Origin of the sequence: Catenovulum sp. 2E275, from assembly GCF_025515275.1 — a bacterium.
Taxonomy (GTDB): domain Bacteria; phylum Pseudomonadota; class Gammaproteobacteria; order Enterobacterales; family Alteromonadaceae; genus Catenovulum.
The window spans coordinates 1-760 of the sequence record NZ_JAOPFU010000118.1 but is presented as its reverse complement, the minus strand read 5'-3'; the positions used below and the strand labels follow the sequence as shown (position 1 = coordinate 760).

Genomic DNA, 760 nt, shown 5'->3' with positions numbered 1-760 from the left:
TAACTCGTTCGGACTTTAAGCTTCTAAAGAATCGTTCGGTTACGGCATTGTCTAAACAATTTCCTGCACGACTCATGCTCGATTCTACACCATGCCCAACCAATGCTTTTTGAAAGCTCTCACTGGTATATTGGCAACCTTGGTCTGAATGGCATTTTAGGGCTGCTCACTAAACGAAATAGTGTTGCCCCGCATACAATACCGTTATTTGACTTACCATAAACCACCCAAGTCTTAGCTTTTCTAGGCGTTGGTCGTCGTATCCATGTCATCATTAATGATTTAATGGAGCAGCGATATTTCCTAGCTAGCCATTTTGCAAATTTCCAGAATACGATCCGATCGATTTTGTTGTACACTTTAGCTGTAAAGTGGGTATGGCTGTAGAACTGTGCCCAACCTTTTAGTTTACGACTAATGTGCTCAAGTTTATCTACTTTGCTACAAGAGTAATCGCCCGATAAAGCTTTACTGAGCGTGGATGAGAACGCTTTAGCTTTGCTATGTGGGATACCCGACATAAAAGTTTAACATCAATATGGAGGTTGATGTTAAACTCCGAGCACACCATACGTAATATCACCCGACCAATGTGTGTTTAACAACTCAGGATTAAACTGTCTATTCAGTGTATTAGGTGCAATCACAGACGCTTTGCCACCAATTGGATACTTGTGTTGTTTAGGCCGCTTGGCAATGAGCTTGAGTCGTTTCATAAAACGACGAACCTTATCAATCCCCAATTTAAAGCCCATATCCA

At 41.4% G+C, this 760-nt stretch carries 1 protein-coding gene and 2 pseudogenes; all 3 read right to left on the bottom strand.

Annotation, left to right across the window (positions count from 1 at the left end):
* Positions 1-160, bottom strand: a pseudogene (locus N7931_RS19325) (IS3 family transposase); the annotation flags it as partial.
* Positions 120-521, bottom strand: coding sequence for a group II intron maturase-specific domain-containing protein (locus N7931_RS19320; RefSeq protein ID WP_262795971.1), 402 nt, complete (start codon positions 519-521; stop codon positions 120-122). The gene N7931_RS19320 and the pseudogene N7931_RS19325, both read right to left, overlap by 41 nt.
* 30 nt (positions 522-551) lie before the next feature.
* A pseudogene (locus N7931_RS19315) lies at positions 552-760 on the bottom strand (IS3 family transposase); the annotation flags it as partial.